The organism is Comamonas testosteroni (assembly GCF_014076415.1).
GTDB lineage: Bacteria > Pseudomonadota > Gammaproteobacteria > Burkholderiales > Burkholderiaceae_C > Comamonas > Comamonas testosteroni_F.
On the sequence record NZ_CP043568.1, the window covers coordinates 4,862,909 to 4,886,777 of the forward strand.

General features: G+C 63.0%; 24 protein-coding genes and 1 pseudogene. 13 read left to right on the forward strand and 12 right to left on the reverse strand.

The features are described from left to right. Positions 1-63 precede the first annotated feature (63 nt). The 3 genes from F0P97_RS22435 (at position 64) to F0P97_RS22445 (ending at position 2,176) form a co-directional block, all read left to right on the forward strand. A complete protein-coding gene (locus F0P97_RS22435; RefSeq protein WP_182284364.1) occupies positions 64-606 on the forward strand; it encodes a hypothetical protein in 543 nt (180 codons plus the stop codon). A gap of 73 nt (positions 607-679) precedes the next feature. Next, positions 680-1,000: a BON domain-containing protein gene (locus F0P97_RS22440; RefSeq protein WP_182284366.1), complete on the forward strand. Its 321-nt coding sequence runs from the start codon at positions 680-682 to the stop codon at positions 998-1,000. A 120-nt stretch (positions 1,001-1,120) separates the two neighbouring features. Continuing rightward, positions 1,121-2,176, forward strand: coding sequence for a zinc-binding metallopeptidase family protein (locus tag F0P97_RS22445; protein WP_182284367.1), 1,056 nt, complete (start codon positions 1,121-1,123; stop codon positions 2,174-2,176). A gap of 4 nt (positions 2,177-2,180) precedes the next feature. Here the strand turns inward: F0P97_RS22445 and coaD are convergent, their stop codons facing one another. The 4 genes from coaD to F0P97_RS22465 all read right to left on the reverse strand — a co-directional run bounded on the left by coaD (position 2,181) and on the right by F0P97_RS22465 (position 6,346). Continuing rightward, a complete protein-coding gene (coaD, locus tag F0P97_RS22450; protein WP_182284368.1) occupies positions 2,181-2,675 on the reverse strand; it encodes a pantetheine-phosphate adenylyltransferase in 495 nt (164 codons plus the stop codon). A 160-nt stretch (positions 2,676-2,835) separates the two neighbouring features. Next, positions 2,836-3,546 carry a 16S rRNA (guanine(966)-N(2))-methyltransferase RsmD gene (rsmD, locus tag F0P97_RS22455; RefSeq protein WP_182284369.1) on the reverse strand — a complete coding sequence of 237 codons (711 nt, stop codon included), beginning with the start codon at positions 3,544-3,546 and terminating at the stop codon, positions 2,836-2,838. Continuing rightward, a complete protein-coding gene (locus F0P97_RS22460; protein ID WP_182284370.1) occupies positions 3,543-4,895 on the reverse strand; it encodes a M16 family metallopeptidase in 1,353 nt (450 codons plus the stop codon). The genes rsmD and F0P97_RS22460 overlap by 4 nt, the downstream gene beginning before the upstream one ends. Before the next feature lie 17 nt (positions 4,896-4,912). Continuing rightward, positions 4,913-6,346: a M16 family metallopeptidase gene (locus F0P97_RS22465; protein ID WP_371878557.1), complete on the reverse strand. Its 1,434-nt coding sequence runs from the start codon at positions 6,344-6,346 to the stop codon at positions 4,913-4,915. Between the two features lie 64 nt (positions 6,347-6,410). On the opposite strand from F0P97_RS22465, the gene ftsY reads away from it, so the two are divergent. Continuing rightward, positions 6,411-7,577 carry a signal recognition particle-docking protein FtsY gene (ftsY, locus tag F0P97_RS22470; protein ID WP_182284372.1) on the forward strand — a complete coding sequence of 389 codons (1,167 nt, stop codon included), beginning with the start codon at positions 6,411-6,413 and terminating at the stop codon, positions 7,575-7,577. Between the two features lie 107 nt (positions 7,578-7,684). Here the strand turns inward: ftsY and cutA are convergent, their stop codons facing one another. Then, positions 7,685-8,059, reverse strand: a complete 375-nt coding sequence (gene cutA, locus F0P97_RS22475) for a divalent-cation tolerance protein CutA (protein ID WP_043006216.1) — start codon at positions 8,057-8,059, stop codon at positions 7,685-7,687. A gap of 42 nt (positions 8,060-8,101) precedes the next feature. Further along, a complete protein-coding gene (locus tag F0P97_RS22480) occupies positions 8,102-9,106 on the reverse strand; it encodes a 2-dehydropantoate 2-reductase (RefSeq protein WP_182284373.1) in 1,005 nt (334 codons plus the stop codon). A 239-nt stretch (positions 9,107-9,345) separates the two neighbouring features. Here F0P97_RS22480 and F0P97_RS22485 point away from each other — a divergent pair, with 239 nt between their 5' ends. Beyond that, positions 9,346-9,558, forward strand: a complete 213-nt coding sequence (locus F0P97_RS22485; RefSeq protein ID WP_182284374.1) for a hypothetical protein — start codon at positions 9,346-9,348, stop codon at positions 9,556-9,558. Positions 9,559-9,638: 80 nt separating this feature from the next. On the opposite strand, the gene F0P97_RS22490 is transcribed toward F0P97_RS22485, so the two are convergent. From F0P97_RS22490 to F0P97_RS22510, 5 genes are all read right to left on the reverse strand, one after another. Next, complete coding sequence (locus tag F0P97_RS22490; protein WP_182284375.1) at positions 9,639-11,087, reverse strand: aldehyde dehydrogenase family protein; 1,449 nt, start codon at positions 11,085-11,087, stop codon at positions 9,639-9,641. A gap of 114 nt (positions 11,088-11,201) precedes the next feature. Further along, complete coding sequence (locus tag F0P97_RS22495; RefSeq protein ID WP_182284376.1) at positions 11,202-12,131, reverse strand: dihydrodipicolinate synthase family protein; 930 nt, start codon at positions 12,129-12,131, stop codon at positions 11,202-11,204. Between the two features lie 11 nt (positions 12,132-12,142). Further along, positions 12,143-13,315: an L-rhamnonate dehydratase gene (locus tag F0P97_RS22500; protein ID WP_182284377.1), complete on the reverse strand. Its 1,173-nt coding sequence runs from the start codon at positions 13,313-13,315 to the stop codon at positions 12,143-12,145. Positions 13,316-13,375: 60 nt separating this feature from the next. Beyond that, the gene (locus F0P97_RS22505) at positions 13,376-14,425 is read right to left on the reverse strand and encodes a 4-hydroxythreonine-4-phosphate dehydrogenase PdxA (RefSeq protein ID WP_182284378.1); all 1,050 of its coding nucleotides are present in this window, start codon (positions 14,423-14,425) and stop codon (positions 13,376-13,378) included. Positions 14,426-14,427: 2 nt separating this feature from the next. Further along, entirely contained in the window at positions 14,428-15,417 is a 990-nt protein-coding gene (locus F0P97_RS22510) for a Bug family tripartite tricarboxylate transporter substrate binding protein (RefSeq protein ID WP_182284379.1), read from the reverse strand. A gap of 115 nt (positions 15,418-15,532) precedes the next feature. On the opposite strand from F0P97_RS22510, the gene F0P97_RS22515 reads away from it, so the two are divergent. From F0P97_RS22515 to F0P97_RS22525, 3 genes and pseudogenes are all read left to right on the forward strand, one after another. Beyond that, positions 15,533-16,477, forward strand: coding sequence for a LysR family transcriptional regulator (locus F0P97_RS22515; protein ID WP_182284380.1), 945 nt, complete (start codon positions 15,533-15,535; stop codon positions 16,475-16,477). A 98-nt stretch (positions 16,478-16,575) separates the two neighbouring features. Then, a complete protein-coding gene (locus F0P97_RS22520; protein ID WP_182284381.1) occupies positions 16,576-16,734 on the forward strand; it encodes a hypothetical protein in 159 nt (52 codons plus the stop codon). A 173-nt stretch (positions 16,735-16,907) separates the two neighbouring features. Beyond that, positions 16,908-17,045 (forward strand): annotated as a pseudogene (locus tag F0P97_RS22525) (Mu-like prophage major head subunit gpT family protein); the annotation flags it as partial. A gap of 117 nt (positions 17,046-17,162) precedes the next feature. On the opposite strand, the gene F0P97_RS22530 reads toward F0P97_RS22525, so the two are convergent. Then, entirely contained in the window at positions 17,163-18,008 is an 846-nt protein-coding gene (locus F0P97_RS22530) for a DNA-binding transcriptional regulator (protein ID WP_232538019.1), read from the reverse strand. Between the two features lie 264 nt (positions 18,009-18,272). Here F0P97_RS22530 and F0P97_RS22535 point away from each other — a divergent pair, with 264 nt between their 5' ends. From F0P97_RS22535 to F0P97_RS22555, 5 genes are all read left to right on the forward strand, one after another. Further along, positions 18,273-20,042: a bifunctional 3-(3-hydroxy-phenyl)propionate/3-hydroxycinnamic acid hydroxylase gene (locus tag F0P97_RS22535; protein ID WP_182284382.1), complete on the forward strand. Its 1,770-nt coding sequence runs from the start codon at positions 18,273-18,275 to the stop codon at positions 20,040-20,042. A 2-nt stretch (positions 20,043-20,044) separates the two neighbouring features. Next, positions 20,045-21,010, forward strand: coding sequence for a 3-carboxyethylcatechol 2,3-dioxygenase (locus F0P97_RS22540; protein ID WP_232538020.1), 966 nt, complete (start codon positions 20,045-20,047; stop codon positions 21,008-21,010). 13 nt (positions 21,011-21,023) lie between these two features. Beyond that, positions 21,024-21,815, forward strand: a complete 792-nt coding sequence (mhpD, locus tag F0P97_RS22545) for a 2-keto-4-pentenoate hydratase (RefSeq protein ID WP_198424704.1) — start codon at positions 21,024-21,026, stop codon at positions 21,813-21,815. Between the two features lie 65 nt (positions 21,816-21,880). Next, positions 21,881-22,858: a Bug family tripartite tricarboxylate transporter substrate binding protein gene (locus tag F0P97_RS22550; RefSeq protein ID WP_182284384.1), complete on the forward strand. Its 978-nt coding sequence runs from the start codon at positions 21,881-21,883 to the stop codon at positions 22,856-22,858. Positions 22,859-22,869: 11 nt separating this feature from the next. Beyond that, entirely contained in the window at positions 22,870-23,847 is a 978-nt protein-coding gene (locus F0P97_RS22555; protein ID WP_232538021.1) for a Bug family tripartite tricarboxylate transporter substrate binding protein, read from the forward strand. Positions 23,848-23,869: the final 22 nt, after the last annotated feature.

Consider the following 23,869-nt stretch of genomic DNA (forward strand, 5'->3'; position numbering starts at 1 on the left):
TCCGCAGACAGGCGTTACTGCACGCTGTCACGAAAATTTCTAGATTTCAGGGAGTTCCAAACAATGAGCCAAGCCGTAAAAGACGCCAAGGACACGGTTGAAGATCTCAAGGGCGCCGCCAAGGATGTGGCTGCAGACGTCAAGGACACGGCAAAGCACGCCGCCCAATCCGCCCAGGATGCTGCACACAAGATGGCCGATGCAGCACAAGATGCGGTGGACTCCGGCAAGCAGGCTGCCCAGAAGATGGTCAATGAAGCACGCGACGTGGCCGAGGATGTTGCCGACAAGGTTGAGGACACCGCACGCCGCGCAAGGCGCACAGCCTCCGAGGCGATAGACTCCACGGGGCGTCACATGCGCAATCTCGACGACAGCGAAAACCCGCTGATCGACAACCTGGCCAACCGGGCTCAGGACCTGGCCGAGCGCAGCATCAACTTCTGGGCCGACAGCTCGCACCGCGCACGTCGTCAGTTCAACACCGCAGCGGATGCGACCACCAAGTATGTGTCCGAGCAACCCGGGCGTTCCGTGCTGATCGCCGCCGCGACCGGCGCAGCCCTGGCGACGGCCTTCTTTCTGGGTCGCTCGCGCAGGAAATAACTCTTGGAACGTGCCGACGTTCCAAGCTTTCGCAGGCCTGCTCTGCGCCTTTTCAAAACCAAGGGAGAACCATATGAAGAATCTGACTCGCGCTTTGGCTTTCAGTCTGGTCGCTGCGACGACCGTGCTGGGTACCACGGCCTGTTCGGTTGCCCGTGACCAGCAGACTGTGGGCTCCTATGTGGATGACGCAGGCATCACCACTGCGGTGAAAGCCAAGATGGCCGAAGACAAGAATGTCTCCGCAACCGCCATCAGCGTCGAAACCATGAACGGCACTGTGCAGCTGTCGGGCTTTGCCAAATCCGAAGCAGAAAAAGCCCGAGCCGGCGAAATTGCCCGCACGACCAAGCATGTGCGTGAAGTGCGCAACAGCATCGTGGTCAGACCCTGATGATGCGCGCCTGAAGCAAGACTCTTTCTGAGGGCCTCACTTCCCGCCACAAAGCCAGCTTTTGAGCTGGCTTTGTTTTTTCCTACACCCGGCGGCTGACTTCGCCATTAAAGTGCTCGAATGCAAGTTTTCAACTGCGAAGCCTGCGGGCACCTGATCTATTTTGAAAGCCTGCAATGCGTGCATTGCGGTGCAAGCCAGGCCTTTCTGCCCGATCAGCTGCGCGTCGGCATTCTTCCCTCGGTCGGAGGCCACGACGCACGCTATCGCCCCTGCGCCCACCGCCACAACATCAGCCTGTGCAATTTTGCGATCGAGGCTTCAGACCCGCAGCCACTGTGCGTTTCCTGCCGACAGACCGAATGGCTGCCCGACGGAGGCGATCCCGCCAATGAACTGCGCTGGGCCAAGATCGAGGTCGCCAAGCGCAGGCTGTTCTACACCCTGGCCAAGCTGGGTCTGCTGGACCCGCATGGGCACCGCGTGGCCGAGCCGCGCTTTTCCCTGCTCGCAGACCTTCCCGGTCAGAACCCCGTCATGACCGGCCATGCCAGCGGCATGATCACGCTCAATGTCGTCGAGGCCGACGACGATGAGCGCACCAAACGCCGCCAGGCCTTGCACGAGCCCTATCGCACGCTGATAGGACATCTGCGTCACGAATCGGGACATTTCTACTGGGATCAGCTCATAGCGAACAGCGAGTATCTGGAGCGCTTCAGAGCATTGTTTGGCTATGAGAATCAGGACTATGCCCAGGCGCTGCAGCGCCATTACGGCAAGAATCCGCTGGACAACAGCTGGCGCGGCCAGTTCATCAGCGCCTATGCCACGTCCCACCCCTGGGAGGACTGGGCCGAAACCTGGGCTCACTATCTGCACATGGTGGACTTGCTGGAGACCGCCGCCAGCTACGGCACCTGCATTACCGTGCCGGACATCCCCGGCGCGGGCCAGCAACTCATTCAAAACCCGCTGGGGCCGGTGCCGCCCGATTTTTCGGTGATGCAATCCCAGTGGGTGCCGCTGACCCTGCTGCACAACAGTCTCAATCGCAGCCTCGGCCATGGCGACGCCTATCCCTTTGCCATTTCCGGCCCGGCCTGGGACAAGCTGCGCTTCGTACACGAGACCATCAGCAGCTATCGCAGCAGGGCGACTAGCCAGGGACGCTGAAAGCTCAGACCTTGCGGCCGACCTTGAGCATCAGGCGCTCATGCACGCCCTTGGAGACAAACTTGTCCACATCGCCATTGAGCGTGGCAATCTCGCGCACAAAGGTGGAGCTGATGAACTGATAGCGATCGCTGGGCGTGAGGAACACGGTTTCCACTTCAGGCATCAGCGTGCGGTTCATGCCGGCAAGCTGGAACTCATAGTCGAAGTCCGTCACCGCGCGCAGGCCGCGTACCATGGCCTTGGCACCGCGCGCGAGCACGAAATGCGCCAGCAGTCCGTCAAAGCTCTCCACCTCCACCTGCGGATAATTGGCACAGGACTCGCGCACCATGGCAATGCGCTCCTCCAGCGTGAACAGCGTCTTTTTGTGATGGCCTGCCGCCACGGCCACGATGACCTTGCCAAACAGCTGTGCAGCCCGGCGCACCACATCTTCATGCCCCAGCGTGATCGGGTCAAAGGTTCCGGGGTAAACAGCAATCAGGTCCTGGCTCATGGCTTATCTCTCTCCTGCGGGTCTTGATGAGGGTGAGGGCTGCTGCAGTGCAGCGTAAAGAGATTATGCATTCAGGCCTGAAGAGTGCTGACCCATGCAAAAAAGAGCTGCTGGCGCCTCTGCTCGAAGCGCCGGCAGCTCCCGGTTCGGCAGCAAAGCCCTACTGCTTCTTCAGCAGATGCGCATGAACGGCGCCGGCCTTCAGATAGCGATGCAGCGCAAGCCCCATCTCCAGCAGGCGCTCCTCGGCCCAGGCCTCGGGGGCTTCCAGGTAAATGAAGCCGTCGTCGTTCAAGGCCGCGGTGGCAGCCTTGAGCGCGGGCTCGAACAGCTCGGTCTGACCGAAGGGCGGGTCCAGCAAGATCAGATCCTGGCCCGCCACGGTCTTCAGGCAGCTCAGCGCATCACCGCGCTGCACCTTGACCATCCTGGCATCGAGCTTCTGCTGCAGACGCTGCAGCTGCTGCACCAGGGCCGCATCCTGCTCGTTCATGATGACGCTGGTCGCGCCGCGCGATGCGGCCTCGAAACCCAGTGCCCCCGTGCCCGAAAAGGCGTCGACACATTTCCAGTTGCTCAGATCCTGACCCAGCCAGTTGAACAGGGTCTCGCGCACGCGATCGGGCGTGGGCCGCAGGCCGGGCTTTTGTGCCACGGCCAGACGCGTGCGACGCCATTGCCCGCCGATGATGCGAATTTCACCGGCCCCCGTGGCGGCCGGCTTGGCTGCGGCAGGCTGGGCGGCCTTGGCTCCGGGGCGAGCCGGACGGCTGGCTGCCAATTCCTGTGCCTTGCGTTCGGACTCGTGAATCATCTTGTCCAGTGCCTTGCGGCCTGCGGGGGTGTGTAGCTTGATGGCACTGCGGCTCATGGCTTGGCTCCGAGAGTGATGGTGACCATGCGCTCGGGCTGGACCATGCGCTGCATCGCCTCCTTCACGTCCTTGGTGGTCAGAGCCTGAACGCGATCAGTCCAGTGCTCCAGATAGTCGAGCGGCAGGCCATTCCAGGCGATATTGGCCACATTGCCCAGCAGCTTGCGATTGCTGTCTATGCGCAAGGCAAAGCCGCCGATCAGATTGTCCTTGGCCGCCTTGAGCTCCTTGTCGCTAGGACCTTCGGCTATGAATTTGCGCAACACGTCCTGCGAGACCTTGAGCGCCTCGGCCGCCTGATCGGGGCGGGTCTGCAGGCCGATGATGAAGGCGCCGCGATCCGGGCCCGGCGAGAAGTCGCTGGAGACACCATAGGTCAGGCCCCGCTTCTCACGCACCTCTTCCATCAGCCTGGAGGTGAAGCCGCCGCCGCCCAGAATGTGGTTGCCCACCATCACGGCGAGAAAATCGGGGTTGTTGCGCGCAATGCCGGGCTGACCTATGAGCACCTGGGCCTGGGCCGACTCGAACGGAATGTTCTCGACCTTGGCTTGCTGCAGGTCCTGTACCTTGCCCACGGCAGGCAGCGGCGGGCAGTCGTTGCCATTGGTGGCCTGCAGCGGTCCCAGCAACTGCTTGACCATGGCATCGGCCTGCTGGCGATTGACCGCTCCCACCACGCTGACCTTGGCGCGGCAGGCGGCAATCAGCTTGCGGTGAAAGTCCTGCATGGCCGAAACATCGATCCGGCCCAGGCTGTCGACCGTGGTCTGATAGCCATAGGGCGAGCTGCCGAACACGGCCTTGCGGAAGGCCTTGGAGGCCACGGTGCCGGGACGGGTGTCGGCTTCCTTGATGGAGGCGCTCCAGCGCTCGCGATCACGCTGCCACACGGCTTCCGGCCAGCTTGGCGAGGCAATCTGGCGCGCCGCCAGGGCCACGGCCTTTTGCTGCAGATTGGGCTCGGTCAACGTGCGCAGGCCATAGCTGAAGCTGTCGCGCCCTGCACTGGCGCCAAAGCTGGCCCCCAGGTCGGCCCAGGCCTGACCCAGGCCGTTTTCATCCAGCGCAGGCGCATCGCCTGCCGCCTTGACGCCCTTGGAGGACATCATGGCCACGGCTGTCGCAAGGCCCACCTTGTCCTCGGGATCTCGGCGACTGCCGGCGTCGAAGTCCACCTGCACATCCACCATGGGAATGCCGGGACTTTGCACCAGCCAGACCTGGGCGCCACTGGGCTGGATCCAATGCTCTATCGGCAGCAAGGCCCAGGCAGATTGGGTTAAAAAACCCATTCCAGCGCTTACTACAAAAGCGCCAGCAGCTATCTTTTTCATAGTTTTCATAGGTTTCTCCGCTGCGCTCAGTGCATGGATTTATCTGCATCCGCCTTGCCCGACATGGGACGCTGGGGCTTGCTACCCGCCGGCAGAGGCTGAGGCACCAGGGTGCCGACAGTAAGCTGGTCATCGCCAAAATATTTGGCGGCCACGGCCTTCACATCGTCAGAGGTGACTTTGCGCAGTTCGGCCAGCAGCTTGTCCTCGGCATCCAGCGGCATGTTCTGGATCCAGTAGTTGCCCAGGTTCTGGGCCTGGCCCATGACGGAATCACGCTCATAGACGTTGGAAGCCATCCACTGCGTCTTGACGCGCTCCAGTTCATCGGCCTGCACGCCCTCATCAGCCACCTTCTTGATCTGGGCACGCAGCGCAGCTTCCACATCGGCCGCGGTCTTGCCCTGGGCCGGAACGCCGGTCAGCATGAACAGGCTGGGCCCGCGCCCCATCATGTTGGCCGAGCTGCCGGCACTGTCGGCCACGCGGCCATTGGCCTGGCCTTCGCCCTGCACCAGGGCGCGCTCCAGGCGAGCGCCGTCATAACCGTCAAGCACGGCAGACAGCACCAGCAGCGCCAGCGCGTCCTTGTCCTCTGGCTGCAGCTTTTCAACGTTCTTCAGGGTAGGCGTGCGATAGGCCATGGCGATAAAGGCCTGCTCGGCAGGCTGCTTGACCTCGATGCGGCGCACGCCGATCTGTCTGGGTTCGGTCTGCGGCTTGCGCTGCGGCAATGCGCGCGCAGGAATGCTGCCATAATACTTCTCGGCCCAGGCACGCACCTGGTTGACGTTCACATCGCCCACCACCACGACGGCCGCGTTGGCCGGCACATACCAGCGCTTGTGGAAGTCGCGCACATCGCCGGGCGTCATGGAGTTCAGGTCGCTCATCCAGCCCACCACGGGGCGGCGATAGGGCGAGGCCATGAAGGTGGCCGCCATCAGCTGCTCCATCAGCATTGCGCGGGGCTGGTCGTCGGTGCGCATGCGGCGCTCTTCCTTGATGACCTCGATTTCCTTCTTGAATTCGGAGTCCGGCCACTGGTTGTTGGCAAAACGGTCGGACTCCAGCTTCATCACGTCTTCCAGACGGTTGGACGGAATCTGCTGGTAATAGCCGGTGTAGTCACGCCAGGTGAACGCGTTTTCCTGGCCGCCCAGCGCCGCCACGCGACGCGAGAAGTCTCCGGGCTTGACGCTTTTGGAGCCCTTGAACATCATGTGCTCCAGCGCATGGGCCACGCCCGTGGTGCCGTCGACCTCGTCCATAGAGCCCACACGCACCCAGACCATGTGCACGACCGTAGGCGCGCGCCGGTCGGGCTGCACGATCAGCTGCATGCCGTTCTTCAGCGTGAACTGCTGCACTTGCGGCGCTGCAGCCGTGGCGGCAGCAGGCACAGGTTGCGACGATGCGCCCGGTGCAGCCAAGGCTGCCCCAGCGCTCAAACAGGCCATTAAGCCCAGTACAGGGAGTGCGCGTACATGTTTCATAGAATGATGCGATTCTAAAAACCCGCCAATGTTCAGTTTTTTCAAGAAAAAGCCCAATTCACCCGATGCGGTGAACACCACGCCCGCTGCCGAGGCAGCCGCGGCGCCCGCTCCTGCTACGCAAACCAGGCCCGCTCCACAGGATACGCCTGCTACGCCTGCCGAAAATGGCAGCAGCTCCTGGTGGCGCAAGCCCTTTGGTGGCGGCGCGACGGCCAAGGCCGGCGAAGATCAGCCTGCTACTCAGGATTTTGTAGCAGCCCCCGAGCCTACCGCAAAGCCGCAAGCCCCAAATTCCCGTCAAAGCTGGATGGAACGCCTGAAAGCCGGTCTGCGCAAGACCGGCTCCAGCATTGCCACCGTCTTTACCGGCACGCAGATCGACGACAGGCTCTATGAAGAGCTGGAGGACGCGCTGCTGATGGCCGACACCGGCGTCAAGGCCACCCAGCATCTGCTGGAAGACCTGAAACGCCGCGTCAAGGAAACCAAGACCACCGAGCCCGCCGCCGTCAAGGCGCTGCTGGCCGATGCGCTGACCGATTTGCTGAAGCCCCTGGAAAAGCCGCTGAGCATCGGCGAGCACACACCGACCGTCATCATGGTGGCCGGCGTCAACGGTGCAGGCAAGACCACGTCCATCGGCAAGCTGACCAAACATCTGGCCGACAGCGAGCAATCCGTGCTGCTGGCCGCCGCCGACACCTTCCGCGCCGCCGCGCGTGAGCAGCTCGGCGTCTGGGCCAATCGCAACACCGTGGAGATCATCAGCCAGGACGGTGGCGACCCCGCCGCCGTGAGCTTCGATGCCGTTTCCGCCGGCAAGGCGCGCAAGAAGGATGTGGTGCTGGTCGATACGGCCGGACGCCTGCCCACGCAGCTGCATCTGATGGAAGAGCTCAAGAAGATCAAGCGCGTGGTGAACAAGGCCGACGGCACGGCGCCGCACGAGGTGCTGCTGGTGATTGACGGCAATACCGGCCAGAACGCCCTGACCCAGGTGCGCGCCTTCGACGATGCGTTGCAGCTCACGGGCCTGATCGTCACCAAGCTCGACGGCACGGCCAAGGGCGGCGTGCTGGCCGCGATTGCGCAGGAGCGCCCCGTGCCCGTCTACTTCATCGGCGTGGGCGAGAAGATCGAGGATCTGGAAACCTTCAGCGCACGCGAGTTCGCCCAGGCCCTGCTGTCCTGAAGCACAAGAACCATAGCTGCCAGCGCTTTATCCATCGATTTTTCAGATAGATTAAGCACTGAAACCCAATGAAGGAGCGCGCAAGGCGCTCCTTTTTTATTCGGGCTTCAGAGCTGAACCTGCTGCTTGAGCCATTTGGCATAGTCGTTCAGGCAGCGCTCGGTGCGCATGGTGATCTGCGGTACCTCATAGCTGTGATGGCTGCGCAGCAGCGCGGTCAGCCGCGGCAGTGCCTCTGGCAGGGTCTTGCAGATCAGCCGCCATTCGGGAGCGGTTTGCAGCACGCCGTCCCACTCGTAATACGAGGTGATGCGCTCGGTCTGCACACAGGCCGCAGCCTTGGCCGCGACCAGCGCCCGCGCCATGTCCTCGGCCTCGGCCGAATGCCCTACGGTCGTCGTCACCACGCACAGCGTGGCCCAATGGCTGTCCTGCGCGGACGCGGATTTGAGAGTCGCGGTCTGGGTAGATGTGGTGCTCATGCCGCCTAGTCTAGGCCCAAGACCGCCCTGCCCGCCACCGCCTTACATCGGATACAGGCCCAGCTGCTGCGCGCGCAGCCGCGTCAGACCCAGCAGCGCATCGGTGAATGGGGTCGCCATGCCGCACATGGCGCCCATCTCGCGCACGGCGCCCACCAGCGCGTCCAGCTCCACCGGCTTGCCGGCTTCCACGTCCTGCAGCATGGAGGTCTTGAAGCCGCCCAGCTTGAGCGTGACCTGATGGCGGTCCTGCGGGCTGTCGGCAATCGGCAGGCCGATGCGCGCGCCGATTTCCCTGGCCTCCAGCATCACGGCCGTGATGAAGTTGCGCACCAGCTCATCGCCCAGAATCCTGTCCGTGGTTGCGCCAGTGATCGCACTGACGGGGTTCATGGTCATATTGCCCCAGAGCTTGTACCAGGCATCGCGCTGGATGTTGTCGCTGAGCCTGACCTCGATGCCGCCCGCGCGCAGCAGCTCGGCCAGCGCCAGCAGGCGCGGCGTGGGCGCATCGCCGGGCAGGGCCGTGGGCTCGCCGACGATGAGGCTGTTGCCGAAATGACGGCGCACCACACCCGGCGCATCGAGCGAGCAGCTGGCATGCACCACCGAGCCGAGCACCTGCCCGGTGGGAATGGCACGCGCGATCTCGCCCTGCGGATCCACAGCCCTGAGCTGCAGGCCGCGCAGGCCGGCATCCACGCCACCGGCCAGAAACCACCAGGGAACGCCGTTCATGGCGGTCAGCACCAGGGTCTGCGGGCCGATCAGCGGTGCGACGGCACGCGCCACATCGGGCATGGACGGTGCCTTGACGGCAATCACCACCAGATCCTGCACGCCCAGGGCGGCCGGGTCCTGCTGCGCATTGACGGCCACGGTCTCGCTCTCCTCGCCATGCACCAGCGTCAGGCCGTTGTGCTGCAGCGCAGCCAGCGTCTGGCCTCGCGCCACGGCGCTCAACTCGCAGCCGGCCCTGGCCAGCGCCACGCCCAGCCAGCCGCCAATGGCGCCAGCACCGTAGATACAGACTCTCTTCAGACTCATGCTCTTGTCTCTCCTGTCTTATATAGATCTCAAAAACAGTAGCTGCCGGTGCTTTACCGCGAAGCATCTGAAGACTATCCGCCCTTGAAACCAGGCGAGGTCTTCGCGGCCGCTGCTCATTGTTGATACGTTAACAGCAGTATCCACCCGCGCGACACTGAAGGCCGTTGACAGCTTGGCACCCCGCACTGCGCGCCAGGCCAGCTGCCCTGTTCATCGACATTTTCAAGGACCGATTCATGAGCTCCAACACCACCGTCGTCAATCTCACAGCCCAGATCACGGCACTGGCCTCCGCCTTGCGCATCGTGCTGGACGCCAGCCCACAGGCTGCCCAGACACGCGAGCAACTGGCTGCCGCGCTGGACAAGACCATTCACGATGCGCTGGAAGAAGGGGTCTGGGACAACGCCGACGGTGTCGAGACCATCAAGGCAGCGCTGCTGGGCTGATCAGCACCGCACCATCAAAAAGCCGGGCACCAGGCCCGGCAAGGAGAAGCAGCAAACCGGAGAGTCCTTCAGGGCCGCGCTCAGGCCAGCGTATAGGCCGTCTTCACCGTGGTGTAGAACTCCTGGGCATGGCGGCCCTGCTCGCGCGGGCCGTAGCTGCTGCCCTTGCGACCGCCAAACGGCACGTGGTAGTCCACCCCCGCCGTAGGCAGGTTGACCATGACCATGCCGGCCTGGCTGTGGCGCTTGAAGTGGGTGGCGTACTTGAGGCTGGTTGTGGCAATGCCGGCCGACAGGCCGAACGGCGTGTCGTTGGACATGGCCAGGGCCTCTTCGTAGTCCTTGACGCGGATCACGCTGGCCACGGGGCCGAAGACTTCTTCGCGGTTGATGCGCATGCCGGCTTCGGTGTCCACGAACAGCGTGGGCGCCATGTAGAAGCCGTCCTTGCCGCTGCCCGTGTGGCAGGCGACGCGGATGCCGCCAGCGGCCAGGCGCGCGCCTTCGGCCTTGGCGATTTCCACATAGCTCAGATCCTGCTCCAGCTGGGCCTGGCTGACCACGGGCCCCATGTCGGTGCCGGCGGCGCGTGCATCGCCGACCTTGATGCGCGCCATGCGCGCCTGCAGGGCTTCGATGAAGGCCGGGTAGATCTTGTCGGTGACGATGAGGCGACTCGATGCCGTGCAGCGCTGGCCGGTGGAGTAGAAGCCGCTCTGGGCCGACAGCTCCACGGCCTGGGCGAGGTCGGCATCGTCCAGCACGATCTGGGGGTTCTTGCCGCCCATCTCCAGCTGCACCTTCTTGCCGCTTTTGACGCAGGCTTCGGCAATGCCGCGGCCCACGCCCGTCGAGCCCGTGAAGCTGATGGCCGCCACATCGGCATGATTCACCAGGGCTTCGCCGATCACGCGGCCCGGGCCCATGACCAGGTTGAACACGCCGGCGGGGATGCCCGAGCGGTGGATGATGTCGGCCAGGGCCCAGGCGCTGCCGGGCACCAGATCGGCGGGCTTCAAGACCACGCAGTTGCCAAAAGCCAGGGCCGGAGCGATCTTCCAGGCCGGAATGGCGATGGGGAAGTTCCAGGGCGTGATCAGGCCGACCACGCCGATGGGCTCGCGCGTGATCTCCACACCGATGCCGGGGCGCACCGAAGGCACGGTCTCGCCAGTGAGGCGCAGGCACTCGCCGGCAAAGAACTTGAAGATCTGGCCGGCGCGGCCGACTTCGCCAATGGCTTCGGGCAGGGTCTTGCCTTCTTCGCGGGCCAGCAGCTCGCCGAGTTCGGCCTTGCGCGCCAGGATTTCCGTGCCGATCTTGTCCAGGGCGTCGGAGCGCGCCTGGATGCCCGAGGTGGACCAGGCCGGAAACGCGGCCGCGGCGGCGGCCACGGCGGCCTGCACGTCGCCAGCACCGCCCTGGGCGTACGCGCCGATCAGATCGGACAGATCGCTGGGATTGGTGTTGGGGGCGTAGCTGTCAGCAGCCGTCCACTGGCCGTTGATCAGGTTGAGATGTGGGGTCATGGATATGCTCTTGATAGAGGAGCTTACTGCGCCTGTTATTCATAGATATCAGCATGAAAGGCATCTGAATTCCTGAATCAAAAAGCGTAACCAGCTCCTGTATTCATAGTCGATTCAACGGGCCCAGCGCAGCACCAGCGGATCCAGCCGGCGGGCGATGTCCAGCAGCTGGCGCCGCACCTCGGGATGCATGGGCGGCCAGGGCGAGCGCGGTGCATCGCAGGTGATGACACCGCCCTCCTTCATCAGCGCCTTGGCGGCGAGGAAGCCGGCCTGGCGGTTTTCGTGGTTGATCAGCGGCAGCCAGCGCTGGTACTCGGCAAAGGCCTTGTCCTTGTCGCCAGCGCGGTGCGCCTCGATGATGGGGCGAATGCCGTCGGCAAAGCCGCCGCCGGTCATGGCGCCGGTCGCGCCGGCTTCCAGGTCGGCCAGCAGGGTGATGGCTTCCTCGCCGTCCCACGGGCCTTCGATGGCTTCGCCGCCCAGGGCGATCAGCTCGCGCAGCTTGCCCGCCGCGCCTGCGGTTTCCATCTTGAAGTAGCTGACCTGTGCTATCTCCCTGGCCATGCGGGCCAGAAAGGCGGGCGACAGCGGCGTGCCCGCGGCCGGCGCGTCCTGGACCATGATGGGGATGTCGATGGCGTCGGACACGCCCTGGTAGAAGGCCTGTACCTGGTCTTCGCCAAAGCGGAAGGTGGCACCGTGGTAAGGCGGCATGACCATGACCATTGCGGCGCCCATGTCCTGGGCACGACGGCTGCGTTCGGCGCAGATCTTGGTACTGGTGTGCGTGGTGGTCACGATCACGGGCACACGGCCGCCCACATGCTCCAGCGCCGTGCGCGTGAGGATTTCGCGCTCCTCGTCCGAGATCAGGAACTGCTCGGAGAAGTTGGCAAGGATGCACAGGCCGTCCACGCCCGAGGCTACCATGAAGTCCAGACAGCGCTTCTGGCTGGCCAGGTCCAGCGTGCCGTCCTCGTGGAAGGTGGTGGGCACGACGGGGAAGATGCCCCGGTAACGGGGATTGGAGAGTGCTGGCATGCTGCGGCTCCTTACTCGATGATGTGGAACTGGTCCAGGTACTCGGTCTTGAGCGTGAGGCCCAGGCCCGGCACGTCGTCGCGCAGTTGCAGGAAGCCGTTGTCGGCAACCGGTTCGCCGTCGAAGATGTACCAGAACAGCTCGTTGCCGACTTCCACGTCGAAGATGGGGAAGTACTCGGCCATGGGCGAGGCCAGCGTGCTCATGGTCAGGTGGTAGTTGTGCATCTGGCCGGCGTGCGGGATCACCGGCACTGAATAGGCTTCGCACAGTGCATTGATCTTGTGCGCCGCCGTGATGCCGCCCACGCGGTTGGTGTCGTACTGCACGACGGAGACGGCCTTCCTGTCCAGCAGCTGCTTGAAGCCGTAGAGCGAAAACTCGTGCTCGCCGCCCGAGATGGGAACGATGCTCATGGCGTTGAGCTCGGCGTAGCCGTCGATATCGTCGGCGATCACGGGCTCTTCCAGCCAGCGCGGCTCGAACCTGGCGAGCTTGGGCAGCATGCGCTTGGCGTACTCCAGGTTCCAGCCCATATAGCACTCCAGCATCAGGTCGGTGTCGTAGCCGATCACTTCACGGATGGCCTCGACGGACTTGAGGTTCTCCTTCACACCTTCCTGCAAATGGGCGGGTCCGTAGCCGAAGCGCATCTTGAAGGCCTTGAAGCCCTGATCCAGGAATTTCTGGGCCTCGTCCTGCATCTCTTTCAGGTCGGTGCGGTAGAGCTTGCTGTAGTAGCAGGGAATCTTTTCCTTGGTGCGCCCGCCCAGCAGCTTGAACACGGGCTTGTTCACGCTCTTGCCCAAGATGTCCCAGATGGCCAGGTCCACAGCCGAGATGGCGGCCATGGTCACGCCCTTGCGGCCCCAGGCGTGGGTGGCGCGGTACATGCGCTGCCACAGGTATTCGTAGTCCCAGGGGTCCTGGCCGATGACCAGGGGCGCCAGGTACTCGTCGATGATGGCCTTGGCTATTCTTGGTGCCAGGGCCACATTGCCCAGACCGATGATGCCGTCATCGGTTTCGATCTCGACCACGGTCCACGAATGGAAGCGGAAGGTGCTCATGGACTCGGTGTTGGAGTACACCAGATCCATGGCGTTGGAGCAGAAGTTGCCCTGGGGCGGAACGGTCTTGCCCTTCCATTCATAGACACGGGCGCGGACGGACTTGATCTTCATACAGACCTCGGGAGAAAAGAGTGAGTGGGACAGGCGGCCCAAGCCGCCCGGGAAATGGACTCAGACGGCTGGAGCGGCCTGGCGATCGCGGTGGGCGACCCCCATGCGTGCGGCAATCTGCAGCGCCTGCCAGGTGGCTTCCACATTGGCCTTGCCCTGGCCTGCGATGTCGTAGGCCGTGCCGTGGGCCGGCGTGGTGATGGGAATCGGCAGGCCGCCCTGCACCGTCACGCCGCGCGAGAAGCCCAGCAGCTTGATGGCGATCTGGCCCTGGTCGTGGTACATGGTCACGATGGCCTGGTACTCGCCGGCCTGGGCCTTGAGAAAGATGGTGTCGGCAGGGAACGGGCCGTGGAACGGCGCATCGCTGGGCCAGTCGCGCGCCTGCAGGGCCTGCACGGCGGGCGCGATGATGTCGATTTCCTCGCGGCCACAGGTGCCGCCATCGCCGTTGTGCGGGTTGAAGCCGGCAATCGCCACCTTGGGAGCAGCCAGGCCGCTGGCGCGCAAGGCGTTGTAGATCAGCTCGGCCGCCTGGCTGATGCGCTCCACGCTCAGATAGCTGGCCACATCCTTGAGCGGCACGTGCGAGGAAATGCGCGAGGTCCAGAGATCGCCCAGCGTGTTGAACTCGCAAAAGTAGCCGGTCACGCCCAGGTACTCGGCAAAGTGGTGCAGCTCGTCCTCATGGCGCAGGCCGCCCAGCTTCATGGCCTGCTTGTTCAAGGGCGCAAAGCAGATGGCGTCGATATCGCCGGCCAGGGCCGCATCCATGCATTGTTCAAGCACCTGCAGCACCGAGCGGCCGCCCGCCGCCCCCACCTGTCCCTGCACCACATCGGCCTGGGCGACGGTGTCCACGGCCACAAAAGCCGGCAGCCGCGTATCGGCACGCTCGCGCGCGGCCGACAGGCCGGCCAGCGGAACGGTTGCGACCTGCAGGCCGGCGATGCGCTGACCCTGCTCCCAGAGCCATGGATCGCCGACCAGCACCAGTTTCGCCTGCTCGGTGGCTTGCGGCCTGGCGAGCAAGCGTGCAATCAGTTCGGCGCCGATGCCACAAGGATCGCCCAGGGTCAGGGCGACAACGGGAAGAGAAGCCTTTCTCATGCTCAGTCCAGCTTGATGTTGTTCTTGCGAATGATGTCGCCGAAGCGCTTGTACTCGGCGAGGTGAAAACTGCCGAAATCTGCCTGAGGCATGGGCCGCAGCTCGGCCCCAACGGCTTCGAGACGGGTCTTGGTCTCGGGCATGGCGATGACCTTGTTGACCTCGTCATGCACCTTCTGCTGCACAGCCTTGGGCGTGGAGGCGGGCATGTAGATGCCGTACCAGGCGCTGATCTCCACGTCGCGCAGGCCCGCTTCGGCCATGGTCGGCACCTGGGGCAACTGGGGGTTGCGCTGGGGCGAAGTGACCGCCAGGGCACGCAGCTTTCCGGCCTTGATCTGGCCTATGACCGAGGGCATGGTGTCGAAGCTCATCTGCACCTGGCCGCTGACCAGATCGACCAGGGCTGCGGCACTGCCCTTGTAGGGCACGTGGGTGATCTGAATGCCTGCGGCATCCTTGAACACCTCGGCGGCGATATGCTGGGTGCTGCCCGTGCCGCTGCTGGCGAAATTGATCTGATTGGGATTCTTCCTGGCCATGGCCACCAGCTCCGCCACCGTGTTGGCGGCAACGGAGTTGCCTACCACCAGCACATTGGGCACCGAGCCGACAAAGGCCACGGGAACCAGATCCCGGTTGTTGTCATAGCCGAGCTTGAGCAGATGCGGCGCGATGGCATGGGCCGTGACCACGCCCATGACCATGGTGTGGCCGTCCGTGGCCTTGGCCGTCATGTCCACGGCCAGCGTGTTGGAGACGCCGGGCCGGTTCTCCACGATCACCGGCTGCTTGAGCAGCGGCCCCAGCCTGTCGGCCACGGCGCGGGCCATGGCATCGGTGCCGCCTCCGGGCGCAGAGCCCACCAGCATGCGCACGGGCTTGACCGGCCAGTTCGCAGAGTCCTGAGCCTGGGCCTGGGCCTGGGCCTGCCAGGGCAGCACAGCGGTGCCGCACAAAGCGGCTATGGAAAGTAGATGACGTCTTTGCACATTTGTCTCCTTGGCTTTTTTATTTCATCGCAGCCCGATGCTAGGGAAGCCGCTGATATGCGTAAACTGAAAGTTATTGATTAATCGATAACCTGAAGCGATAAGAAGCCATGCCATGGGATCGATAGACAAACGCGACAACACGCCACAGCTGCTGAACCGGCTGCGCATGCGTCAGGTGGCCCTGATTCTGGCCATCGACGAGCGCCAGACCTTGCGCGCGGCTGCGGCCCAGCTCGGTCTGACCCAGCCGGCAGCCACCAAAATGCTGCAGGAGCTCGAAGACGCCCTGGGTCAGCCGCTGTTCGAGCGCGTGGGACGCCGGCTGCAGCGCAATGCGGCAGGAGAGCGGGTGCTGGAGTATTTCCGTTCGCTGCGCGGCAATATCGAGGCCCTGAATCGCGAACTGGGCGAGCTGCGCCAGGGAAGCGCCGGACGGCTGGCCGTGGGCAGCATCATGGCCGCATCACCCGGGCGGCTCACCCAGGCCCTGCTGGAGCTGAAAAAGCAGCTACCCCTGCTGGAGCTGGAAGTAGCCGTGGACACCAGCGATCGCCTGCTGGCCCAGCTGCGTGAGGGGGTGCTGGAGGTGGTCGTCGGGCGCATGACCAATGAAGCGGGCAGCGATTGCCGCTTTTGCCCGATCGACGACGAGCAACTGGCCTTCATCGTGCGCAAGGAGCATCCTCTGCTGTCGCTGCAGAGGCCCGGTCTGCAAGCCTTGCAGGGGCATGGCTGGGTGATGCAGCCGCCCGGCAGCCCCATGCGCAGCTTGATCGAGCAGGAGTTCCGCGAGCACAGTCTGCCGCTGCCGCGCGGTCTGATCGAAACCGGCTCCATACTCACCACCATCAATCTGGTGCGAAACTCGAACATGGTGGGCGTGATTCCGCGCACGGTGGCCGATCTTCATGCCGCCCACGGCATGCTGCATATCCTGCCGTATCGGACAAGGCGCAGTCTGGAGGCTTATGGCAGCCTGGTGCGCAAGGACAGGCCCGTCAGCCGCTCGGCACAGATGTTCCTGGATCTGCTGCACCGTCACGACGCAGCGGCCTGAACAAGGACCCAGCCTCCAGCAAGTTCGATTCTGCGCAAGGGCCGCTCCGATCCAGCGCCCCGTGTCTTGGCCCCTCGGATCCAAGGCGCTCAAGTGCAATGCCCAGCCCCTGGCGCAATGCCGCCGCCCGGCGCATGCGCCATCAAACCCGAGGCCTCGATGAACATGGGCTGCGCTTGCTGAAAACGACGCTATCGGTATGCCAGGCCGGCAAGGCCTCGGGACTTTTCTGCTCGCTGTACAGCGCCAGCGATTGAGCATATAGCGTCTGCGCCTGCTCCTCATGGCGAAGGGCCTCGGCCGGCCGCTCTTCAACGTGGCGGCACAGCAATGCTGATCACTCCCGTCAATCTGAAAACCCTTTTCACCGGCTCTAAGGCAGCCTTTCAAGGCGGCCTCAACGAAGCACAGAGCATCTACCAGAAGCCACGCAACCATGGTACCCAGCACAACCGGCACCGAAGAGTATGGCTGGCTGGGCCAGATCCCCGGCATGCGCGAGTGGATCGGCGAGCGCGTCGTTCATGGCCTGGAAACGCACGGCTATCTGCGGGGTGACTGGTTCTGAATGAAGGTGCGACAACTATAGAGATACCCGAAGCAGGCAGTTGCTTCGCACGAGGACTCGAGAACGGCTTGAAAAGATATGAAGTCCCACGAAAACCAGACCTTCCCGGTTGAACATCTAGTCCAGCCAAGGCGCCACATCCCTGCCCATGCGCACAGCCAGCTTCTTCAGTCGGGGAAGATAGCGGGCAAGCAACTCTTCCCTGGCGACAGCAGACTTCGGAAAGACCAGATTCAGACCTCCGATCAAACGACGTCCGCACTTCAATGGCACTGCGACTGCTCCAAACGGCGCTTGCTGATGCCAATCACCATCGCTGATGCCATATCCTCGCTGGCGCGTCTCCTCAATCAAACGCTCTACCGATGCTCTATCCCTTGCCATGGCACCTGTCGCATCGTCACGTTGAGCGAGCAACGAGAGCAAGCCTTCCTTCTCATCTTTGGTGCAAGACGCCAGATAGGCTCGTCCCATCGCCGTGAAGAACAGCGGCAATTTTTCTCCAATCATGCCGCGATGCTGAGACAGCCGGCTGAAACGGTGCGTGCTTTCACGCACAACCATGAAGCCGCCTTCCACGGTCCCCAGATCGCAAGGCCAAAGCAGCTCGGGCACGGCAGCACGCATCAGCGGTAGTGCGACCTGCTCAACCCAGGCATCATCGACAAGCCCTTCGCTAAGGCTGCGCACTGCAAAAGTCAGGTAGTACTGCCCGTCTTTCTCACCCCTGCGCACGAAACCCTCCGCCCGCAAGGTCTCCATCAATCGCTTGACGGTGGTGCGATGAATATCGCATGCCTGTGCCAGTGCCGTGGTTGAAGCGATGCCGCCAGGGGCTCTATTCATTGCCTGCAGCAGAGCCAGGCCTCGCGACAAGCTGCGTACATCCTTGTAGTCATTCATGGGACTGTGCTCAAAGTGCAGATTTCTTGGGAATGCCCAAGTATGAATACCGCAAGCCATACGACGCAATCGCCGGGTGCTCTGCTGCTGCGCTCAAAGAATACTCCGACTCGATGCTCAACCACGCGCAGCTTTGCCATTCATCACCCCGACGCCCACCTTACGAGTCTCACTTCAACGGATTGGTAGCCGGCGCAAGCGGTGACAGCAAGGGTATGCACCTAGCATTATGTGCACCAGGTGCACACTGTTTTCAGACTCCTCGAGTGTTTTGACAATTATCAAAACAGCACTCGATGCGCTCACCAAATACGGAGACTGACAATGAACGCCCCCCAAGAAAACCAAGCGAGCCAAGACGATGCCGATGTCCTGATCATTGGAGCTGGCCCGGTAGGGCTGACACTGGCAAACACTCTGGGGATGGCTGGCGTACGCGTCATCGTGGCAGAGAAGCTGCCACAGATTATTGACTACCCCCGAGCCATCGGCATTGACGACGAATCGCTGCGCACGCTGCAGGCAGCAGGTCTGTCCGATCAAGTACAGGCACACATCACCCCTCATCACTGGATGCGCTTCTACACCGCCAGCGGCCAGTGCTTTGCGTCCATCGAACCTCGCACCGATGAGTACGGATGGTCCCGCCGCAATGCCTTCATCCAGCCTCAGGTGGACGACATCCTGTACCGGGGTCTGCAGCGCTTTGAACAGGTCCAGGTACTGCTGGATCAGGAGCTGCACAGCTTTATCCAGGACGATGCTGGCGTCACCGCCACTCTCAGGAGTTCCGAGGGCGTAGAGCGCACACTGCGCGCCAAGTACCTGGTCGCCAGCGATGGAGGCAACAGTCTGGTGCGTCGCACGCTGAACGTGCCCTTTGAGGGCCGTACCAAACCCAATCAATGGATTGTGGTTGATGTACGCAATGACCCCCTGGGAACCCCTCATATCGACATGCATTGCGACCCGGAGCGCCCCTATGTCTCTGCAGCCCTGCCGCATGGCATCCGCCGCTTTGAATTCATGGTCATGCCCGGGGAGACCGAAGAGCAGCTCTCAAAGCCGGAGAATCTTGCCCAGCTGATGCGCAAGGTCGTCGCAGATCCAGACAAGGTCGACTACATCCGCAAGCGCGTGTATACGCACAACGCACGACTGGCGGCGCAGTTTCGGGTCGGACGAATCTTGCTGGCAGGCGATGCCGCGCACATCATGCCTGTCTGGCAGGGCCAGGGCTACAACAGCGGTATGCGGGATGCCAGCAATCTCGCCTGGAAGCTGGCCATGGTCATCAAGGGAGAGGCCAGCAGCGGCCTGCTTGATAGCTACGAACAGGAACGCCGCGACCATGCCCGCAGCATGATCCATTTGTCCGAGGTGGCAGGCGACATCTTTGCCCCTGAAAGCCATACCGCAGCCAAAGTACGCGACACGGTGATGCTTGCCCTGAACGCGGTGCCGCCCGTCAAGCAGTATTTCGCCGAGATGCGCTTCAAACCCATGCCGCGCTACGAGCAGGGCGTGGTGCTGCACCACACGGGCACCGGCAATCAAGGAGCCAGGACACCGTTCGCTGGTCTGCTGGACCGCTCGGGCAACACTCCCTTGAGCCGCCTTCTGGGCCTGATGGCGGAAAAGAAGGAGTCTCTGGTGGGGCGTCTGGTGCATGGCCTGGAGACGGCGGCGTCCAGTCCCGTAGGTCGGATGTTCATTCAGCCTCGTGTTGCCACTGCGAACGGCCACTCTGGCCTGCTGGACGACTTTGTTGGACTGAATTTCTGCATTCTGGCCTGGGGTACGGACCCCAGCTATGGCATGGACAAAGAGGCTCTGAATTTCTGGCAGCGCCTTGGCGCTCGCTTCATTCGTGCCATGCCCTCTGGCCAGCTGCTTCATCCAACGCCGACCCGCGATGGCGTGCTGACCGTTGGCGACGAACAAGGCCGCCTCAAGGACTGGTTCAGCGCTCAGGGCAAGTCGGTGGTGTTCGTGCGCCCGGACCGCTTTGTCGCGGCTCTGGCATCTCCGCAGGAGGTCAGCGCTGTCACCCGTCAGATGGCCCGGGTACTGCACTCCCCACTGGAGGCATGAAGATGAGTGATAGCGCCATCGCCACTGCGCGCCGGGCATTTCTTGGCATGTCGCACTCGCCTTTGCTCGGTCTCAATCCTGTCGCGGCAGACGATCAGATCGCCATCGACAAGGCGATTGCTGCGGCGCGCGCGGCAGTTCATGAGTTCGCGCCAGAGCTCATCGTGCTGCTGGGGCCGGACCACTACAACGGCTTCTTCAATGAACTTATGCCGCCGTTCTGCATCGGCAGCCAGGCTACAGCCGTGGGCGACTATCTGTCTCCAGCCGGTCCTCTCAATGTAGCTGGAGAACTGGCCATCGCACTTGCCGACCACCTGATGGATAAACATTTCGATATCGCGGTGTCGCGGCGCATGTGGGTCGATCACGGCTTTTCGCAGGCCCTGCAGCTTCTGTGGGGGGACGAGATGGACACGCCGCCTGTCATTCCCATCTTCATGAATGCAGTGGCCCAACCCGGTATTGCGCGCATGGCCCGATGCAAGGCACTGGGAGAAGGCATTGGCAGCTTTCTCGACCGGTTGCCACAGCGCACACTGCTGATTGGTTCCGGCGGGCTGTCGCACGAGCCTCCCGTCCCGACGCTGACCCATCCTGACCCTGCCGTACGCGAGCGCATTACCGTCCGCTCCACGCCCACAAAGCAGGAGCGCGAGCTCAAGACCGAGCGCGTCAAGGCCGCCGGTCTGGCTCTGGCCAATGGCGACAGCTCGATGAAGCCGCTCAACCCCGAGTGGGATCTGCAATGGATGGACGCCATGGCCAGCGGCCAGCTGGACGGACTATGTGCGATGAGCGAAGCCTCGATCGGCGCCATGGCCGGCAACTCTGCCCATGAGTCCAAGACCTGGCTGGTGGCGCGGTCCGCACTGCCTGCCAACACCCGTCTGCCTTGTCCGGTACGGACCTACCGCGCCATTCCATCGCTCATTGCGGGCTATGGCGTGATGTTCATGCACCACTGATCCTCATTCTTTCATGACTGCCATGCCGACCACCAAGCAAATACAGGCCTGGGCCGAACGCCTGCGCCACGCGGAAGCCACCGCCACCCCCATTGCTCCCCTGCGCGAGGAGATCGCCGACAACGACAGCGCCTATGCCGTGCAACTGGCCAATGTGCAATATGCACAGAGCCAGGGCCGCCGGATCGTGGGTCGCAAGATCGGGCTGACATCCCTTGCCGTGCAAAAGCAGCTGGGCGTGGACCAACCCGACTTCGGCACGCTGTTCGCAGACATGCTCTATGGCGACGATGAGGTCGTGCCCCTGTCGCGGACGCTTCAGCCCAAGGTCGAGGCCGAGGTGGCGCTGGTACTGGCCAAGGATCTGGAGCGACCCGACACCACGCTGGTGGATGTCATCAGCGCCACCGCCTATGTGCTTCCGGCCATCGAGATCGTGGGCAGCCGCATTGCCGACTGGAATATCCGCTTCATTGACACCGTGGCCGACAACGCATCCAGCGGTCTGGTCGTGCTGGGCGCCGTACCGACTGCGCTCAACGCACTGGATCTCAAGCTGTGCGAGATGCAGATGACGCGCAATGGCGATGTCGTCTCCACCGGATCCGGTGGAGCCTGCCTGGGCCATCCCCTGAATGCCGCCGTTTGGCTGGCCCGCCGACTCGCCAGCCTCGGCCAGGCGCTGCGAGCCGGCGACCTCGTGCTGACCGGTGCCCTGGGCCCCATGGTCGCAGTGAATGCCGGCGATCGTTTCGAAGCCCGCATCAGCGGCGTCGGCTCCGTGTGCGCGCAGTTTGAACGGTAAATCTTCTCGAAAGCATTCCCGCCCCCGTTTTCCATTGCTCATAACGATTATTCAGGAGACAAATCATGTGGAATCGACGTCAATTGTTCGCAGCCGGTGCTGCCTCGCTCGCTGCCTGCGTGGGTACACCCGCCATCGCGCAGAATTTCCCCAACCGTGCTGTGACCATGGTCGTTCCCTTCCCGGCCGGAGGCATCACCGATGCCGTGGCGCGTGCGCTGGCAAGCAAGATGGGAGAGCAGCTTGGCAAGCCTGTCATCGTTGACAACCGGCCCGGCGGAGGCGGCCAGATTGCGGCGGTCTATGTGCGCCAGCAAGCGGCCGACGGCCATACCCTGTATGTCGGTGCCACCGAGATGTTTGCCATCAACCCCTCGTTGTTTCGCAATTTCTCATATGACCCGCTGAAGGATTTCAGTCCCGTCACTTCGCTGATCGCTTCGCCGTTGGTGCTTGTCGTCCCTGCCAATAGTTCACTGACCAGCGTCAAGGAACTCATAGCCCAGGCCAAGAGCCGCAAGGACGGACTGAACTTCGCCTCGCAGGGCATGGGCTCCATCGGCCATCTTCTCGGAGAGACCTTCCGCGGCAAGGTTGGCGGAAAGTTCAACCATGTAGCCTACAAAGGCTCCGCACCCGCACTGCAGGATGTGATGGGTGGACAGGTGGACTTCATGTTCGACCCGGTCATCACCACAGCCCCACTGGTGGCCGGCAAGAAACTCAAGCCCCTGGCGATTGCGGCCGACAAGCGTTCGCCACAAATGCCGGACGTACCCACCCTGGCCGAGCTTGGCGTGCCCGGTGTGAATGCCGGCGTGTGGTTCGGTGCCGTGGTCAAGACAGGTACCGCTGCCGCTGTGGTTGAACGTCTGAACGATGCCATCCACCAGGCCATGAAGGACCCTGAAGTGGTCAAGCGTTTTGCCGATCAAGGCATGCAGGCGTTCCCGTCAACCCCGGCCCAGTTTGGCAGCTTCATGCAGTCGGAGCTGACCAAATGGGGTCCTCTGGTCAAGGCCAGCGGCGCTTCGATCGAGTGAGCAGGCAGCCAATGTTGCATCGTCGAACTCTTTTGCAGTCGGCTCTGGGCTTGGGCAGCCTGTCGATCGGCGGCCTCGGCTCGGTGCAGGCCTTTCCCGGCAAGCCCATCACACTCGTGCTGCCGTTTTCCGCCGGCGGCATCAGCGATGTCATGGCCCGAGCCCTCGGTCAGCATTTGGCTCAACAGCTGGGCAAGCCCGTGATTGTTGACAACAAGCCTGGTGCAGGAGGGCAGATTGCGGCCAGCACCGTGCTTCAACAGGCAGCCGATGGACACACCGTGTATGTGGCTGGCACGGCCATGTTTGCCATCAACCCAACGCTGTTCCGCAAGTTTTCCTACGACCCTGTCAAGGACTTCGAGCCGGTAACGTCTCTGGTCACCTCTCCTCTGGTGCTCGTGGTTTCGGCAGACAGTCCTGTCAGGACGCTGAGCGAGCTGGTGGCGCTTTCCCGCAGCAGCAAGCAAGGCCTGACATTTGCCTCACAAGGCCTGGGCTCCATCGGCCACCTGCTGGGGGAGCTGTTTCGCGGCAAAACCGGTGGAAGCATGTCTCATGTGGCCTACAAAGGCTCGGTGCCGGCACTGCAGGACGTGATGACAAACCGGGTCGACTTCATGTTCGATCCCACGAGTTCAACCGAAGCGCTGATCCGAGGCAGAAAGCTGCGCGCGCTGGCGATTGCCTCTGAAAGACGCAGTCCCCAACTGCCCGATGTTCCCACCATGGCGGAGCTGGGAGTGTCCGGTGTCGATGCAGGCGTCTGGTTCGGCGCAGCCGTGCGAAGCGGAACTCCTGCCACGGTGGTCCAGACATTGAACCGTGCGCTGGTCGCAGCCTTGCAGGACCCGGGAATACAGAAACGCTTCGAAAGCCAGGGCATGCAGGCCTATCCGCAAACCCCGGAGCAATTCAGGCAATTCATCCACAGCGAGATCGCACGCTGGGCACCGCTGATCCGGTCCAGCGGAGCCGGCATCGACTGATTTTTTTTCTGAAGGTAAACGC

Coding starts and splice junctions, on each gene's coding strand:
- F0P97_RS22435 (WP_182284364.1), top strand. CDS start 64: ATGAGCCAAGCCGTAAAAGACGCCAAGGACACGGTTGAAGATCTCAAG.
- F0P97_RS22440 (WP_182284366.1), top strand. CDS start 680: ATGAAGAATCTGACTCGCGCTTTGGCTTTCAGTCTGGTCGCTGCGACG.
- F0P97_RS22445 (WP_182284367.1), top strand. CDS start 1,121: ATGCAAGTTTTCAACTGCGAAGCCTGCGGGCACCTGATCTATTTTGAA.
- coaD (WP_182284368.1), bottom strand. CDS start 2,675: ATGAGCCAGGACCTGATTGCTGTTTACCCCGGAACCTTTGACCCGATC.
- rsmD (WP_182284369.1), bottom strand. CDS start 3,546: ATGAGCCGCAGTGCCATCAAGCTACACACCCCCGCAGGCCGCAAGGCA.
- F0P97_RS22460 (WP_182284370.1), bottom strand. CDS start 4,895: ATGAAAACTATGAAAAAGATAGCTGCTGGCGCTTTTGTAGTAAGCGCT.
- F0P97_RS22465 (WP_371878557.1), bottom strand. CDS start 6,346: ATGGCCTGTTTGAGCGCTGGGGCAGCCTTGGCTGCACCGGGCGCATCG.
- ftsY (WP_182284372.1), top strand. CDS start 6,411: ATGTTCAGTTTTTTCAAGAAAAAGCCCAATTCACCCGATGCGGTGAAC.
- cutA (WP_043006216.1), bottom strand. CDS start 8,059: ATGAGCACCACATCTACCCAGACCGCGACTCTCAAATCCGCGTCCGCG.
- F0P97_RS22480 (WP_182284373.1), bottom strand. CDS start 9,106: ATGAGTCTGAAGAGAGTCTGTATCTACGGTGCTGGCGCCATTGGCGGC.
- F0P97_RS22485 (WP_182284374.1), top strand. CDS start 9,346: ATGAGCTCCAACACCACCGTCGTCAATCTCACAGCCCAGATCACGGCA.
- F0P97_RS22490 (WP_182284375.1), bottom strand. CDS start 11,087: ATGACCCCACATCTCAACCTGATCAACGGCCAGTGGACGGCTGCTGAC.
- F0P97_RS22495 (WP_182284376.1), bottom strand. CDS start 12,131: ATGCCAGCACTCTCCAATCCCCGTTACCGGGGCATCTTCCCCGTCGTG.
- F0P97_RS22500 (WP_182284377.1), bottom strand. CDS start 13,315: ATGAAGATCAAGTCCGTCCGCGCCCGTGTCTATGAATGGAAGGGCAAG.
- F0P97_RS22505 (WP_182284378.1), bottom strand. CDS start 14,425: ATGAGAAAGGCTTCTCTTCCCGTTGTCGCCCTGACCCTGGGCGATCCT.
- F0P97_RS22515 (WP_182284380.1), top strand. CDS start 15,533: ATGGGATCGATAGACAAACGCGACAACACGCCACAGCTGCTGAACCGG.
- F0P97_RS22520 (WP_182284381.1), top strand. CDS start 16,576: ATGCCCAGCCCCTGGCGCAATGCCGCCGCCCGGCGCATGCGCCATCAA.
- F0P97_RS22530 (WP_232538019.1), bottom strand. CDS start 18,008: ATGGCTTGCGGTATTCATACTTGGGCATTCCCAAGAAATCTGCACTTT.
- F0P97_RS22535 (WP_182284382.1), top strand. CDS start 18,273: ATGAACGCCCCCCAAGAAAACCAAGCGAGCCAAGACGATGCCGATGTC.
- F0P97_RS22540 (WP_232538020.1), top strand. CDS start 20,045: ATGAGTGATAGCGCCATCGCCACTGCGCGCCGGGCATTTCTTGGCATG.
- mhpD (WP_198424704.1), top strand. CDS start 21,024: ATGACTGCCATGCCGACCACCAAGCAAATACAGGCCTGGGCCGAACGC.
- F0P97_RS22550 (WP_182284384.1), top strand. CDS start 21,881: ATGTGGAATCGACGTCAATTGTTCGCAGCCGGTGCTGCCTCGCTCGCT.
- F0P97_RS22555 (WP_232538021.1), top strand. CDS start 22,870: ATGTTGCATCGTCGAACTCTTTTGCAGTCGGCTCTGGGCTTGGGCAGC.